The sequence below is a fragment of the Rhizobium rhododendri genome (genome assembly GCF_007000325.2).
Taxonomy (GTDB): Bacteria; Pseudomonadota; Alphaproteobacteria; order Rhizobiales; family Rhizobiaceae; genus Rhizobium; species Rhizobium rhododendri.
The window spans coordinates 315,113-328,435 of sequence record NZ_CP117269.1 but is presented as its reverse complement, the minus strand read 5'-3'; the positions used below and the strand labels follow the sequence as shown (position 1 = coordinate 328,435).

Here is a 13,323-nt window from a genome sequence, read left to right as displayed (position 1 = left end):
CCGGTAGCGAACCCCGATACGCTTGAAATATTCGATCCTAAAAATGGGGTCTCCGTTCTTTTCCAGATGCTGAAAGTTTCACGTTCTATGATGAATCCGATTCGCGGAGACGGAGCAAATGACGCACTATTCCAACTGCCGCTTTTCAAACATAAATCGGCCACCAGTGTACTGCAGACGCCCTATCCAGTCTCCGATGAGGAATTCCCGTTGAAGTACAAACTGCCACTCGCCATTGCCGCGTCTGCCATCGTTCTTCTTGGCGTAGGTATCGGATACATCTGGGATCGCAACGGAGCCTACGGTCTCAACCCCATCCTGAGACGAGGCGGAACCTATTGGATCACCATCAATAAAGACGACCCTCGTCTTTCGCCGTCGATGCGTTTGGCTCTCCAGGACAATCCTCCCATCGGTATCGCTGGCGCTTACGAATGGCGGGAAGTGGAACCACCTCGGGGAAGATTTCAAGCTCGGGCTGGCATACCCTTCATAATCAGCGTAGAAGGCGGGCTCGATCTTCTTCTCTTTTCGTGGCCTTGCCTGGTCGTAGCGACGCCCCGCGACGTCATCGAGTGAGGTGTCGGTCATCATTGTATCCTTTGCCAGTTGCAGGAGTCCTTCGACAGATATGGAGACGCCAGCGGCGGTCTTTGCTCTGAGGGCATCGACGATGGCGAGACTATGCTGAGTTCGCGCGAGCCGTTCACGTAGGGCAACGTTCTGCATGTGCAGCATACGGTCGAGATCGGTCGCTTGCCCAGCCAACAGCCGCGCGATGTGCTGCAGACTCAGGCCAAGCCGCTTCAACGTAAGGATTTCGTTCAGCCGAGCGATTTCGCGGGCTCCGTAGAGCCGCCAGTTCGCGTCTGTCCTACGGGGATGAATGAGGCCAGTTTGCTCATATAGCCGTAAGGCGCGAACCGTTAAGCCAACACGTTTCGCGCATTGCGCCGCAGTCAAATGTATCTTCCTCGATGTCATTCCGCATGGTGGCTCCCAAATAGTCCTACCTGATCTAAGGTATGACGTTGGGTATGGTTCAAGCGGAAATTTTCGAGCTTTTGCGGCGGCCATGTACGCTTATGGCGCAGAGCTGCCAACATGTTGGGCGGCTGTCGGCCTGAAGCGGCACTCGACCCAGCGCCCTCAGTTGCGATAAGGTCGAACAACAACCTACAACGGACGTAACGAATGGCCTACGGAATCAGTGTTAAAAGCTGCAACGCCACGGCGGTTGAAATCAAGAAGCTTTGGAACGAAGCGAGGACCTTCGAGCCTTCCGCCTCCATGCAGGAATTAGGGTACCCGCCCCATCTGACGCTTGCAGTTCTAACTCAATGGCCTGTCGACATAAGCACGATCATGACGGCGGTGTTTTCAACGCAAGAAAAGTTGTCAATTACCTTTGACGCCGTGAAATATTTCGATAACGACCCTATGGTTCTATGGGCAAAACCGCGCCCGGATCAAGTGTTATCGCGCCTTCACGAGAGGTTGCACGACCATTTAGACCCGCTTACTTGTCACGAACACTATCGCGTCGGCCAATGGGTTCCCCACTGCTCCCTCGCAATCAAAGTACCGCAGTCTGCCAAACCGGCCGCTATTGAGTGGGCAAAGACCCGGAGGCTCGCGTTCACAGTCGAGTTCGATTTGGCGGATTTTGTGCGATTCCCGCCAGTCGTGGTTTACGAAGAGCTTCGGCTATTCTGAATGGCCGCTCTTGGAGATTCTGCCAAGCGCGGTGTCAGCTTGAAGCGGACGCGGCCCGAGGCTAAGCGATCTTGAGAGCGGCTAGGTCACCATTGCTCAAGGATGTCAAATTGACTTCAATCTTCTCGATCGGCCAATCCCACCAGGCAATTTCGAGGAGGTCGCTTATAACGTCCGCCGGATAACGCATTTTAATGACGGCGGCCGGATTGCCACCAACCATTGCGTACGGCGGCACGTCGCGAGTAACGACCGAGCTTGCGGCCACGATTGCGCCCGCACCAATGCTCACGCCGGGCATGATTGCTGCGTCGTGGCCAATCCATACGTCATGGCCGACGACCGTATCTCTGACAGGCAGGTCCTTGTAGCCAAATGTCTCGGGCTTGAAGACCCGAAATGGATATGTCGTGAAACCAGTCATTGGATGATTGGCCGAACTGGTTATGAAATAGCTGCCCCGAGCAATCTGCACAAATTTGCCAATCACCAGCCGCTCGCGACATGCGTGACCGAGATAGGGTGCAAGTGTCTGTGCCGTTTCTTCCGGTTTTCCAGAATGCGTGAAATAGCTGAAGTTGCCGACCTCAATACGCGGGTGGTCAATGACGTTCCTCAGGTAAACCGTGTCTGAGTAGACTCTGCCGTCAGGCAGCTCAGGCATCCCCTCATTTTGAGATGACGTAGGGCGGGAAAGATGATTCTGCATTTCCGTTCGAACGGAGAGCAGAGTCAGATGAACGGCAAGGCGGAGTTTTCTTCTGAAGCGGTGCATTCCTTTGTTGACGAACTTTTTGGCGAGGGCCTGCACGCGAAGCGGGTAACGTCGCTGGCGAAGGCGACGGTTGGCACGCTGCAGGCGTCGTCGCTGGCGGTGAGCGCGATTGGCCACGGTCTTGCGCTGGCCGAAGGAGGGCTCTCGCGTCATGCGATCAAGCAGGTCGACCGGATGCTGTCGAACGACGGGATCGAAGTCGACGCGCTGATGGCCGACTGGGCCGACTATTGTCTTGGTAGCCGCACCGATATCGTCGTCGCCATGGACTGGACCGACTTCGATGCCGACGGGCACTCGACCCTGATGCTGTCGCTGCTTACCGAACATGGCCGGGCGACGCCACTCCTGTGGTTGACGGTACGCAAGGCGGAGCTGAAAGCGCGGCGCAATCAGTATGAATACTGGATCGTGACCCGGCTTGCCGAGCTGTTGCCAACAGAAGTGAAGGTGCTGCTCGTCGCCGATCGCGGCTTTGGCGACGCCAAGCTCTACGGCGTCCTAAAGGACGAGCTGCACTTCGACTATGTCATCCGCTTTCGCGGCAACATCCAGGTGACGACCGGCGGTGAGAGCCGTCCGGCGAAGGAGTGGATCGGCCCCTCGGGACGTGCCAGGCTGCTGCGCGAGGCGACAGTCACGGCGCAGGGATGCCCCGTCGGTGCGGTCGTGTGCGTCCACGCCAAGGACATGAAAGAGCCATGGTGCCTCGCAACCAGCCTGACCAAGGTGACGGCAAAGATCCTCATTGATCTTTACTCCCGGCGCTGGGGCATCGAATGCGCGTTTCGCGATGCCAAGGATTGGCGGTTCGGGATGGGCATGTCGGCAACCCGCGTCTCCACGCCCGCTCGGCGCGACAGGCTGTGGTTGATCGCCGCTCTTGCCATTGTGCTCCTAACCCTGCTGGGCGCTGCCGGAGAGGCCATCGGCTACGACCGCCATCTGCGCACGAGCACGACATCGCGACGCGTGCATTCACTCTTCCGGCAGGGCGTGATGTACTATCAACTGATCCCCAACATGCCCGAGGAAAGATTACGCCCTCTCATCCTACAGTTCGAGACGCTCTTCCGCGACCATCAAATCCTCAAACGTACTTTCGGGATCATTTGAATGAGGGGATTCCTGAGGTCAGGCAGAGTGATTGGGTGCATTGCGTCCGAATCAAGTAGCGACATGGAGAACCTTTTCGAAGGGCCGATTGCCGCGCAACGGGGAGGTCTCGGCAGGATGGACAAGCTTGAATAATCTGAGCCGATCAATGATATCGCTGCCAAGCGGCCAAATCCAGCCTTCTGGCTTCATCGCTTCCATGAATAGTTTTAATGAGACGTTCCGATTATATTGACCTCAATGACCACTTCTGGCGCGATGTTGTCAAAGTCTTATGTCCGATTTCGGGCCGAAGCGGCCATAGACACTCGGCCCGCCAGTCGTGTTAAAAAGTCTATCGTTCAGGTGATAGACCGTTTTTGGGGGTGCCGTGCAGAAGATCACATTCCAATACAAACCAGACGACGATCATCATGGTGAATTGACCGCTTTCGTCCAAAGCGGAGACTTCTCCGGAAAAAGCGCTGCATGGTTTAGCCTTGCCGAACTTCGTAAATTCGAGATGTCCCTTGGGGCATATCCAATAGGCCAAGGCGACGCCCCAGCGTTATTAGAGGGCGGCTTCTTCGAAGGTGACTCGATTGATCAGGCGCATCTCAGCCTCCAAATCGTTCCGATTGGCCTGAGAGGATTGCTGAGTGTGAAGGTCCTCTTGGCTACACCCGCACGGGAAACCATGCAGATTGAGCAAGGGCGGAATACAATCAGCGCCGAGTTTTCTGTAACTTACGGGGACCTTTCGCGTTTTCAGTCGTCGCTTCAAAGACACCTCAATGGAGAACGTGACGACGCCGTGTTAAAGCAGTCGTCGACTTAGGATGACAGAAGCTTTCGGCAGCGCGGTCATGCCCGACAAATCGCTTGCTGACGTGCAAGCACCTGTCATCGTCCAACTGACAAAGGGCAACGTCGTGGAAACATTCGCTGCTGTACTTCTGGGAGTTGGATGTGGGATCGCTCTGCTCGCAATAGCTTTTCGAGTTGGTTTCCGTAGAAAAGCCACAGAGATAGGGCCACGCCGCTCCGTACAGAACCATGACGTATTCGATAGAGACCCGAGCTTCTACAGTCCATTGGATAAAGATCATGGTGATTAGGTAGATGGGCTTGAGCAGGTCAGTTGGCATGGTTCGGACCCCAGGATTTCCCGTGGCAGCTGTTGTCTTGCGGGCCGGATGTCCAACCTATATGACTCGAGGAGCGAATATCCGCTCCCTCCTTTCCAATTGGCTTGGCTCCTGGCTTCAAGATCAGCATGACATCACGCGAAAAATACAACGCCTATCGTCGGGCCTGGTGGGCTAAATCGCTCGGTGATCACCTGACCGAATCTCGAGTATTCCTTCCACGGGACGCCCACGAATGGGTTATGAGTTTCGCGGCGGAGGTTGAGGAGCGAATGCCTGTCGTCCTGGGGAAGCTGGTTGTCGCGCAGATTGCGGCATCTGAGGGACGGGCGCAGGACAAACCCGTCGTTTCCGACCAACCGCGGGCTGAGTCTGCTGAAACCGTGAGCAGCGTCGAGGTCGGCTCAGCCGACAATCTTCACAAGCTATTTTATGTCGTGCTGGCTTCGCGTTTCCCTGATGATACAGGATCTACGCGTCTGCGACAGGTTGGTTTCCTGGCAGCGGTGGCGGCAGAGGTTGCCGCCGGCCGGAAGCCTACCGCCAGCTCGATTGCCAATTGCTCGGATAACCACGTCTCGCAGATCACTGGACTTGCAAAGACGATGAAGGAGAGGGGCGTCATTGACGTTAGGAGTGCCTCCTCGGTTCGAAAAGGCAAGGCCGCGAAGATCTTCAGTATCCGTCAGGACGCACTTAAAGCCTTGCACGCCGCTCACGTCGAGGTGACGGGACAAGCGATCGACGACATCACGCCTCCCTGATCCAATTGTTCAAGCTCAGTATGCTGACTCATCGACTGCGGGGCCCATGTCACGCGCTTGTATTCACCGCATCGTTTGTTATATTGCTCATTTAAGCGAGCTACCTAAGCCGCTTAAATTGAAAGGCTCCAATATCAACGATTTATGAGACCAGTCGCTCCCTTGGCGATTCGATCAATCAGGTGAAAGGATAGCGCACGGCAAAACGAAAACGACCTCGAAAGTTGCCGCTTTCAAGGTCGATCCGTCAAAGCTCAATGCTTGGATACGGGGTTGATCACCCACAAGAATGTCGCGATCATCTCCAAAAACCCTATTGTTGTCAAGCATCGACGCCATTTGGCGATCGGTTTTCTGTTGCCGTGTCCTTGGAAGAGGACGCGAATGATAAGCACGCCCAATTCTCATCATGAACGTACACATCGGCGGGTGAGTGCCGCCAGCATCAAGACTGACCGCATCCTCACGGCTTACCGAGCGGAAAAAGGAAGTGGGTGCAGCAAGAGCCATCCGTCGCGAACACAGGCCCTCCAGGTGGCCAAACGCTTTGCATCGGCAATCGGGTTGAAAGCCGCAAAGATTGCCCTCATCGACCAGCTGTTTGCATTCACCAAGGCCGTGGATTGGTCGGACATTGGGATAGATCCTGTCGTCTGGCCTTCGAATGAACTGTTGGCCCGGCGCCTCGGCATAAAGATATCGACGCTGAAATACCACCTTTCTGGCTTGGTCGACGTCGGTCTGATTTGTTACTCGGACCATCCCACATATCAACGGCGCGGCCGGCGCTGTGAAGGCGGCCATATCATCGAGGCCTATGGTATCAATTTATCGCCAATTGCTGCTCGCTACCGCGAATTGGTCGATCTCGCGGATGCCGCGGAGTTTGAAGCAAGGCAGTGCAAGGTTCTTTCTTATCGGCGCACGTCGCTCAGACGGTCCATTGCGGCAATCGTGGAGGCGGCGAGACGGGAATTGGGATCGCTGAACGAGACTTGGAATGCGCTGTTGGCCCGCCTTGACCGACTACGCGAGCGGCGCGCCCAGGGATTCCTGGAACTGACCGAGGTCGTGGACGCGCTCGAGGCCCTGCGCATTGAAGCGTTCGAACTCCTGGAGGCTCTATATGGGAGCCGAGATTCTAACACCGTGCTGGTGAAATTTCGGCCCCTACAAACTACAGCCGAAATTCTAGATTCTGAATCTTGTAGTGATCTGAGGAATTGCTCCGACGCGAACCGCATCAGCGAGGTCGGCGACATTGGTGCGAGGGCTTTTGAGAAAAAACCTTCGGAAGCAGCGGCTCTAAGAGAGCAAGGAAGGCAGCCGGTGGGCCGGGATGACGACGTGGTCTGCGTTTCATTGTCGCTCTTGCGGTCGGCATTTTTGCAACTATCGGAGATGGTGCCCGAAGTGTTCAGCCATTGGGAGGTGTTCCGTTCGTCAGGCGGGCTACTTTGCCGCCTTTGTCACGTCGACCCCCAGGTCTACCATGAGGCGGTAGAAGTGCTTGGGCAAGATCTCGCGATCGTGGCGCTGGCACTGACTGCTGAGCGGAGTGCCAATGGCTCGGTTTGCAATCCGGGTGGGTATCTACGGGAACTGGTCAAGCGGAGCAGGCGGGGGACACTCAGATTAAGTCGATCACTTTTCGGGATGGCCGCAGCAGGGCGGAGGGTACATTCGTAAGAGCACGAGGCGTTCCGGCGACTCGAAGTTGATCGTACGCAAGTTCGCCGGGATCGCGTTGTAGGCCAGATGAAAGGGCTACTCGTAGCTCTCTGCCTTTTGAAGCCGGAGAACGACCTCGTAGCCAAATGTTTTGAGCAGTATCCCCGCCGGTTCGTCCGAGGGAATGGTGACGTCGATAGAGTCGCTTTCACGGACTTCACCAGAGATCTGCAACGCCTGATCGAAGCAGTGAACCGACCATTCTGCAAATGATTGATAGCCCTGCTGTCTAGCAAATTGATCAAGTGCGAAGCCCCGCGCGCTGTGCTTGCCCAAACCGACATGGGGAACACTCACGACGATGTTATTACCGGCATCTTCCATTCGAACTCATTTCCTTCGTCGTCATTGATAGGCTGAGGCAAATCCGCCGCGGTTTTCGCCGATTTGTGGTGGTCGTTTAACGGTCCAGGGCTAGAGAGTTGTGATAGCTAGACAAGACGTCAACGTCTTGCCCACTTCGCGTGCGCGCCAGTTGATTTAAATGCTGTCTTGAGACCACTAGAATACCGTCCCCACGAGTTGAACAAATGCGCTCCAACATCTGAAAGTAATGGCATTGCGTTGTGCTGGACATATATATCCGTAAGGAACGCGGTCGCAAGAGTGGAATAGTTGCATATGAGCAAAAATAGCTCGAATGACATTGATATTATCGAAAAACGCTCAGATGGGTTCGACGGCGAACCCGGTCTTGCCGCGCGGTGTATTGCCGCCCTGTTGGTTCGTCACGGCATTCCAAAATATCGCCATGCGGTTACAGTTTCAGAAATTCTTGGGCTATCCTATTCAGCCGCCAATCGCCGTCTGACCATGAACGCTTCCTGCTCCTTGGAGGAATTGACACAAATTGCCGGACACTTTGGGGAAACATTGGAAGAGCTCATCAGTCTCGACACCACAGACGCACTGATTGACGCTTCGATTGTTATCAACAGTCACATCGTGCCCTGCCGGATCCGATTGGGAAATGCTGTGGGGCAGGTGCCTCCAGGCACTTTGATTGCAACCGAGATCGATGGTGCGTGGCGCGTCATGCCATCAGATGCCAAATCGACTATACCGGCACACGCTGTGACCCGTCTGTTGATCGAACCGACGAACTCACGTCGTCGGGTGGCGGTTCTCGACGATCACGTCGACACCGCAGAAACAATTGTCCGCTATATGGAGACGTCAGGTCTTGATGCGGTGGCTTTCAACGAACCTGAAGACTTGTGCGATCAGAGCGGGTTCGACGCCTATGTGCTTGATTGGATCATCGAGCGTGATGCACGCCGCCAGACGGTGCTCGAGTTGGTCGAAAAAATTCGCGCGCGTAATGCCCGCTGCCCAATCATCATATTGACGGGGCAGATCAGGACAGGCAATGCCGATGAAGCAAATATAGCCGCGGCTCTGGCGCGGCACGATCTGAAATTCTTCGCGAAGCCAGCGAGTATGCCGATACTCATCGCCGCCTTGAATGCCAGTTTCAAGAGTGCATGATCGCCAGCAACTGCTGGTCACGTACCGGTTTATCCAATATGGCGTCAAATAGTGACAGGTCATGCTGGGGGCGATGCCTTGCCGCTGTTATTGCGACCAATCTGGTCCGACGGTTCGGATCTAACTTGCGAATATGCGATGCCAGCTCACATCCTGTCATGACCGGCATGTCGAGATCGATCAAGATAATTGAATAACTGTGTGCGGCAAAAAAATTCAATCCCATCATGCCGGAAGCGGCAGTGTCGGCCGAGAATCCATGGTCCGCAAATACGCTTGAAAGCCCTTTCAAAACTTCGGGATGATCGTCGACAATCAGGACTCGTTTTTGGTTGTCAGATACCTTGTTGGAATGTTCCGGCGCTTCAACAGCAGGTATTTCCAGCTCGAAGCTAGTGCCGCCACCCGGCAAGCCTTTAAGTGCCATGCGTGCACCGAGCTGTCGCAACAAAGTCTGGACAACCGACAGGCCGATCCCTCTCCCGCTTCCAAGGCTCAGCAGGCCCTTTGCATTGATGCTGTTCTCAAGCACTCTGGGTGGCAATCCAGGCCCTGTATCCATCAATCGCAATATCAGCTTGCCTACCTTCTCGTCGAAAGGGGCGAGATCAACCTGAACATACCCGGACGGCGTATATTTAACCGCATTTGATATGAGGTTATGCAGCAATTGTGCGACGCGCTCACTATCGGCGACGACAAAATAGGCCTCATCGGGAAAATTTAGCCGCAACTCGAGGTGCTTGGCTGCTGCAGCGGCCTGATAATCGCCTACGACCCCTCGAACGAGTTCCCGTATCTCAAATGCGGCTGGTTGCAGCTCGATATACCCGCTTTGAGCACGGGCTAGCGTCAGCATGTCACGAAGCTGGGTAGTCAGGCTGTTTGCCGCCCGACGAATGCGCGCAGTCGTTTCGTCCCGGGTCCTTACGTCTTGAGGTCTGTCGAGAACATCCAACGCCGAGACGATAACCTGAAGCGGTGTTCGAAGCTCGTGGCTGATCATTGCAAGGAAGCTCATCTTGTCCTCGACAGCGGCTTCCGCTGCCTCTACCGCGCGCGTCTTTGCCAAGATCGCCCGCCAGTAGAATATTGAGATGATGAGAGAGGACAAAACGGCGCAAGCCAGCAGTGCGGCGATAACGAGGATAATTGAATGTGCGGTCCGGATGGTTTCGAGGGACTTTTCCTTTAAGCGGCTGTCTTGGTCCCAGGCTTCCTTGGACAATCTCAGCAAAAGATTGCCCACATCCACAAACGTTGGCATCAATGCTTTAGCAGCCGATGCCGATATTCCCGGCTTAATCGAAGGCAGAACGCGTGTCGCGAACTCGACTAGAAGCGGACCATCGCGTGAAAATTCGGCGATTTTCCGGTATCCGTCGTTTAGTTCAGAAGGCCGTACAATGATATCGATGCCGGATATGAGGACGTTGACGTGAAATGATACCCTTTCCGGTTCGACGGTAGATCCGTCGGCAATTGTCTTCAAATCCAGCCTGACGGTTTCGAACTCTCTCATGACCTGCGCTGTCGGCCAGTAGAAATACATTGGGTTCCGTGTGCTCATCTCGGACCACGGCATGTATTCGGCTCTCAGTATGCTCCAGTGAGAAGCGACGATGCCGACGGATACGGCGACGATCGCTGCTGGGAAACCGAACCACGCCAGATGAAGAGATTTCATTCCACCTCGATCCCGCATAGTTGCCAGACCATATTTGATGCACCGACCGGTGTGTCCAGCTCCGTCCTAAAGCGATCACGAGGAAACATGACGAAGATCGGCCCGAAATCTCTCACAGTCATGCGTACTCCGTCCTTGGTGGTCGCTAATATGGTGCCAAACTTGCTAAGGTAGTCCGCGTCCACCTCGACGCTGAAATCATCGAGCGCCATGAGGCGTATATTATTTCCCTTCGCTGCGACTACTTTGAGCAAATCGCTGAGTAAGGGCCCGACGAATTCGCTTTTGGGGGTCCAGGGTGTTGATGTCGTTACTGTGGATGTCGGTAAGGCAAGAAATTCACGCTCTGACAGTTCATAGGTTCTGTCGATATTATTTGTAGTTTTGCCAATCCTGCCGCTGATCGTCAGGAAGACGCCTTTTTTGCATCCGTTGGGGGTCAGAGCGGTCGCACCTGCCCCAGGTATATTCAGCATCAAGCCAACCGTCGCCAAAACGGCAGACATCATCGGCCTAAGCATTCTCTTCGGTTCTATGCAGCTCTCCCGGCGGCAGGTTGAGGGCAATTTCGCAAATATCATACAAATCACGAGCTATAGTAGGGCTGGGTCGAGATCGGGTGATAGCGGCCAAATCTCCCAAATGCCATACCTAAATTTTATTCATCTGTGTTGTGATCTGAGCTTGATACGCTTGGATAGATCCAGTATGTCGCATTATATGACTGAAAATAGGACATATTGACAGGAATTAGCGTATTACGCTTATACACAATTTTTGCCGCGTCCTTTGGTTGATAGGCGATATGAGACCGTCATCTCCGTCCAGTTATCATGGAATGGAAGGGCAAATATCACGTCCCTCCCGTCGCACCGCTGCATGGTCCGCAGCCAGCCGGCGTGTGACGCGTCTTCCTTGACGCGAAGGTAGTAAACAGGATCCACTCGACGTGACTTCCATCTTTTGCGTTCTGAGATCCGGCGGAGAATACACCGCCGACCATGTCTTGCGGCTTCAAGCTCAGGTGATGCATCACCTACCGAAAGCCGACTTTCGGTGTCTTTGCGACATTTGGATCGGGAGTGTCCAGACGCTCCCGCTGACTTACGATTGGCCGGGCTGGTGGTCGAAGATGGAGTTGTTTCGACCTGAAATCTCCGGAGACATCCTTTTCATGGATCTCGACACCTCAATAATTGGCCGCCTTGACGATATCGTCTCCGTCGGGCGCCTCGCTCTGATGCGCGATGTTTATCGTCCAGAGGGACTGCAATCGTCCATTATGTATCTGCCAGAGGCAGTTCGCGCTCCGGTTTGGTCCAAATGGATCAGCTCACCCGAGCATTGGATGGATACTTGTCGGAAGGGTGGCGATCAGGCGGTATTGGAACACTGTTGGATCAATGCCGCCGACCGCTGGCAGGATATACTGCCTGGCCAGATTGTCTCGTGGAAGTCCCAGGTGAGGCGGGCAAGTGCTGATGATGAAAGTGGCAATGGTTCGACCCCCGAAGATGCGCGCGTTGTGGTCTTTCACGGCAAGCCGCGCCCTTGGGAGATCGGATGGTAAAACACGCGCCGCCAATCATTGGCTAATGCCATGCATCGTACTGCGGCACACTTCGCGTGGCGCAGGCGGGCCTATCGCTTTATATCTGTAGGGTATTGCTAAGCCGCAATCTTCCCGATCTCCCGCTTTGCTGCTTGAACGAGAAATCCTGACCTGGTCAAACCATGTGCTTCTGCATAGGCGTCCACCTCCTGCAAGACATCCTCGGGGATCGTGATGTTTACGCGGACGGCCTTTTTTGTTTCTGTCTTTAGCGAAACAAGAATGGCGGTACCTGAAGAATTGTGAGGATTGGCCATAATGTCGGTGAGGGAAGATGCTTCAGGGATAGCCTCTCCGTCTTCGACAAGACCATCGACGTGAAAAGCCAAAGCCTCTTCGGCCATGCGACGAGCGTCATCCAAGTCAGTGCCGGCTGTTACGACACCTGGGAAGTCAGGAAAGGAAACACCGTAATCGCTTTCAGCTTCCTTGTGGATCAGTCCGATATAGTTGCGCATAGTGATTACCTCAGTTTTAGCCCAGATTGCTTTTCGATGCTCTTGAGCGTCCCCATCGGGATATCTCGCTTAGGATGAGGAACGGTTACACGGCCTCGCTTTGTCGGGTGTTTAAGCTGGACATGGCTGCCTTTCTTGGCAACCTCAAACCAACCATCATTCGTCAAAGCAGAAATGATATCGACGCTCTTCATAAGAACAATATACACACGATATGTGTATAATTCAAGGTAGTGTAAAGACGTTTCGGTTTTGCGGCAAGCCGATGCCATTCCGCGAAAAACAAGGCGTAATTGGTGGCGTCGCGTACGAAATGCACGCGCACCCACCGACCCGGGCAACAGCCTCAAGAGATTTACCGAGCCAACCTTTTATGCTCCGTCTCGGCGTGGCCTGGCAAAGTGCTCCGCAAAGGGTATCGTCTGCCCATCAACGAATTGAATCGATGGAGATCGCCTGATTCAAAAGTGTCGTTGGACGTAGGAACTTGTGCCAGCCAATCTAGCCTCATGATGATCACCCAACCCTACAACGTCTACATCGAGCGGACGGACAAGGCAGAGAACAAAGCGCGCTTTTATGCAATGTCGATAGAACCGACATTGTTCGGCGACGCGTCGCTGTTGCGACGGTGGGGCCGGATCGCATCAACCGGGCGGCAGAAAATCCATTGCTTCGAGAACGAAAGCCAAGCTGTGGAGCTGTTTCTAGCCATCGTCCGGCAAAAGCGAGCCAGGGGTTATAAGCCTAGGCTCGCTGAGCGAATTAAATTGTAAGCGCCGCCAAGAAGCATCACTTCCCCCACGGCTTACAAGCGAATGGGATGCGATTATGATCCGTCAGTCAGCA

General features: G+C 54.5%; 15 protein-coding genes and 1 pseudogene. 8 read left to right on the top strand and 8 right to left on the bottom strand.

Annotated elements, in window-relative coordinates; all coding sequences use genetic code 11:
- Positions 1-126 precede the first annotated feature (126 nt).
- Positions 127-810 (bottom strand): MerR family transcriptional regulator, encoded by a 684-nt coding sequence (locus tag PR018_RS26510; RefSeq protein ID WP_244615569.1) that lies wholly within the window; start codon positions 808-810, stop codon positions 127-129.
- A 9-nt stretch (positions 811-819) separates the two neighbouring features.
- Positions 820-984 (bottom strand): annotated as a pseudogene (locus PR018_RS26505) (MerR family transcriptional regulator); the annotation flags it as partial.
- Between the two features lie 210 nt (positions 985-1,194).
- On the opposite strand from PR018_RS26505, the gene PR018_RS26500 reads away from it, so the two are divergent.
- Positions 1,195-1,716 (top strand): 2'-5' RNA ligase family protein, encoded by a 522-nt coding sequence (locus tag PR018_RS26500; RefSeq protein ID WP_142832283.1) that lies wholly within the window; start codon positions 1,195-1,197, stop codon positions 1,714-1,716.
- Between the two features lie 61 nt (positions 1,717-1,777).
- On the opposite strand, the gene PR018_RS26495 is transcribed toward PR018_RS26500, so the two are convergent.
- Complete coding sequence (locus PR018_RS26495) at positions 1,778-2,425, bottom strand: CatB-related O-acetyltransferase (protein WP_244615568.1); 648 nt, start codon at positions 2,423-2,425, stop codon at positions 1,778-1,780.
- 27 nt (positions 2,426-2,452) lie between these two features.
- Between PR018_RS26495 and PR018_RS26490 the strand changes: the two genes are divergently transcribed.
- The 4 genes from PR018_RS26490 (at position 2,453) to repC (ending at position 7,187) form a co-directional block, all read left to right on the top strand.
- Positions 2,453-3,607: an IS4 family transposase gene (locus PR018_RS26490; protein WP_142832625.1), complete on the top strand. Its 1,155-nt coding sequence runs from the start codon at positions 2,453-2,455 to the stop codon at positions 3,605-3,607.
- 370 nt (positions 3,608-3,977) lie between these two features.
- Positions 3,978-4,424 carry a hypothetical protein gene (locus PR018_RS26485; RefSeq protein ID WP_142832470.1) on the top strand — a complete coding sequence of 149 codons (447 nt, stop codon included), beginning with the start codon at positions 3,978-3,980 and terminating at the stop codon, positions 4,422-4,424.
- A 438-nt stretch (positions 4,425-4,862) separates the two neighbouring features.
- Positions 4,863-5,498: a hypothetical protein gene (locus tag PR018_RS26480; protein WP_142832469.1), complete on the top strand. Its 636-nt coding sequence runs from the start codon at positions 4,863-4,865 to the stop codon at positions 5,496-5,498.
- A 273-nt stretch (positions 5,499-5,771) separates the two neighbouring features.
- Entirely contained in the window at positions 5,772-7,187 is a 1,416-nt protein-coding gene (repC, locus tag PR018_RS26475) for a plasmid replication protein RepC (protein ID WP_244615591.1), read from the top strand.
- Between the two features lie 78 nt (positions 7,188-7,265).
- Here repC and PR018_RS26470 read toward each other — a convergent pair whose 3' ends face one another.
- The gene (locus PR018_RS26470) at positions 7,266-7,553 is read right to left on the bottom strand and encodes a hypothetical protein (protein ID WP_142832468.1); all 288 of its coding nucleotides are present in this window, start codon (positions 7,551-7,553) and stop codon (positions 7,266-7,268) included.
- A gap of 297 nt (positions 7,554-7,850) precedes the next feature.
- Between PR018_RS26470 and PR018_RS26465 the strand changes: the two genes are divergently transcribed.
- Entirely contained in the window at positions 7,851-8,717 is an 867-nt protein-coding gene (locus PR018_RS26465) for a helix-turn-helix domain-containing protein (protein WP_142832467.1), read from the top strand.
- Here the strand turns inward: PR018_RS26465 and PR018_RS26460 are convergent.
- Together PR018_RS26460 and PR018_RS26455 are read right to left on the bottom strand one after the other, a co-directional pair.
- Entirely contained in the window at positions 8,704-10,404 is a 1,701-nt protein-coding gene (locus PR018_RS26460) for a hybrid sensor histidine kinase/response regulator (protein WP_161991033.1), read from the bottom strand. The two genes, PR018_RS26465 and PR018_RS26460, sit on opposite strands and share 14 nt — an antisense overlap.
- Complete coding sequence (locus PR018_RS26455) at positions 10,401-10,913, bottom strand: putative pterin-binding protein (protein ID WP_142832465.1); 513 nt, start codon at positions 10,911-10,913, stop codon at positions 10,401-10,403. The genes PR018_RS26460 and PR018_RS26455 overlap by 4 nt, the downstream gene beginning before the upstream one ends.
- Positions 10,914-11,578: 665 nt before the next feature.
- On the opposite strand from PR018_RS26455, the gene PR018_RS26450 reads away from it, so the two are divergent.
- Positions 11,579-11,974 carry a hypothetical protein gene (locus PR018_RS26450; RefSeq protein WP_244615590.1) on the top strand — a complete coding sequence of 132 codons (396 nt, stop codon included), beginning with the start codon at positions 11,579-11,581 and terminating at the stop codon, positions 11,972-11,974.
- A 98-nt stretch (positions 11,975-12,072) separates the two neighbouring features.
- Here PR018_RS26450 and PR018_RS26445 read toward each other — a convergent pair whose 3' ends face one another.
- Together PR018_RS26445 and PR018_RS26440 are read right to left on the bottom strand one after the other, a co-directional pair.
- The gene (locus tag PR018_RS26445) at positions 12,073-12,474 is read right to left on the bottom strand and encodes a type II toxin-antitoxin system HicB family antitoxin (protein ID WP_142832463.1); all 402 of its coding nucleotides are present in this window, start codon (positions 12,472-12,474) and stop codon (positions 12,073-12,075) included.
- Positions 12,475-12,479: 5 nt separating this feature from the next.
- Positions 12,480-12,668: a type II toxin-antitoxin system HicA family toxin gene (locus PR018_RS26440; protein ID WP_142832462.1), complete on the bottom strand. Its 189-nt coding sequence runs from the start codon at positions 12,666-12,668 to the stop codon at positions 12,480-12,482.
- A 315-nt stretch (positions 12,669-12,983) separates the two neighbouring features.
- On the opposite strand from PR018_RS26440, the gene PR018_RS26435 reads away from it, so the two are divergent.
- Positions 12,984-13,250, top strand: coding sequence for a WGR domain-containing protein (locus tag PR018_RS26435; protein ID WP_142832461.1), 267 nt, complete (start codon positions 12,984-12,986; stop codon positions 13,248-13,250).
- The last annotated feature ends 73 nt before the right edge of the window (positions 13,251-13,323 follow it).

Excerpts from the sequence above, each read along its gene's own strand:
- PR018_RS26500 (WP_142832283.1), top strand. The coding sequence starts at position 1,195 with ATGGCCTACGGAATCAGTGTTAAAAGCTGCAACGCCACGGCGGTTGAA.
- PR018_RS26495 (WP_244615568.1), bottom strand. The coding sequence starts at position 2,425 with ATGCAGAATCATCTTTCCCGCCCTACGTCATCTCAAAATGAGGGGATG.
- PR018_RS26490 (WP_142832625.1), top strand. The coding sequence starts at position 2,453 with ATGAACGGCAAGGCGGAGTTTTCTTCTGAAGCGGTGCATTCCTTTGTT.
- PR018_RS26480 (WP_142832469.1), top strand. The coding sequence starts at position 4,863 with ATGACATCACGCGAAAAATACAACGCCTATCGTCGGGCCTGGTGGGCT.
- PR018_RS26470 (WP_142832468.1), bottom strand. The coding sequence starts at position 7,553 with ATGGAAGATGCCGGTAATAACATCGTCGTGAGTGTTCCCCATGTCGGT.
- PR018_RS26465 (WP_142832467.1), top strand. The coding sequence starts at position 7,851 with ATGAGCAAAAATAGCTCGAATGACATTGATATTATCGAAAAACGCTCA.
- PR018_RS26460 (WP_161991033.1), bottom strand. The coding sequence starts at position 10,404 with ATGAAATCTCTTCATCTGGCGTGGTTCGGTTTCCCAGCAGCGATCGTC.
- PR018_RS26455 (WP_142832465.1), bottom strand. The coding sequence starts at position 10,913 with ATGATGTCTGCCGTTTTGGCGACGGTTGGCTTGATGCTGAATATACCT.
- PR018_RS26450 (WP_244615590.1), top strand. The coding sequence starts at position 11,579 with ATGGATCTCGACACCTCAATAATTGGCCGCCTTGACGATATCGTCTCC.
- PR018_RS26445 (WP_142832463.1), bottom strand. The coding sequence starts at position 12,474 with ATGCGCAACTATATCGGACTGATCCACAAGGAAGCTGAAAGCGATTAC.
- PR018_RS26440 (WP_142832462.1), bottom strand. The coding sequence starts at position 12,668 with ATGAAGAGCGTCGATATCATTTCTGCTTTGACGAATGATGGTTGGTTT.
- PR018_RS26435 (WP_142832461.1), top strand. The coding sequence starts at position 12,984 with ATGATGATCACCCAACCCTACAACGTCTACATCGAGCGGACGGACAAG.